We start from the raw sequence: 308 nt of genomic DNA, 5'->3' as shown, positions 1-308 counted from the left end.
CCATTCGGAATGGTTGGCGTATCGCCAGTGTCCGCATCGGTGATCGTGATGGTGCCTGACGCGGTTTGTGCGCCGGCATCTTCGGTAATGCTTGCCGTGCTATCACCCGTGATCACTGCTGCATCATCTGCGCCCGTGACATCGACGGTAATTTGTTGCACCGTGCCGTCCGACGCCGTCAGTGTGAAGGTTTCTTGCTCGGTTTGGTCATCGTTTAATGATTCTGCTTTGGCCGGATCGACCGTGTAGGTCCAGTTACCGTCAGTGAGTGTGAAGGTACCGTAATCACCGTCGATAGAGACATTGTC

The 308-nt window shown here is 54.9% G+C and carries 1 protein-coding gene; it reads right to left on the bottom strand.

Annotation, left to right across the window (positions count from 1 at the left end):
• A partial coding sequence (locus BCT27_RS22855) for a VCBS domain-containing protein (protein ID WP_198597614.1) occupies positions 1-308 on the bottom strand: 308 nt, incomplete at both ends.

It is taken from the genome of Enterovibrio norvegicus, assembly GCF_002876705.1.
Lineage (GTDB): Bacteria > Pseudomonadota > Gammaproteobacteria > Enterobacterales > Vibrionaceae > Enterovibrio > Enterovibrio norvegicus_B.
This window is presented reverse-complemented; position numbering and strand designations above follow the sequence as displayed.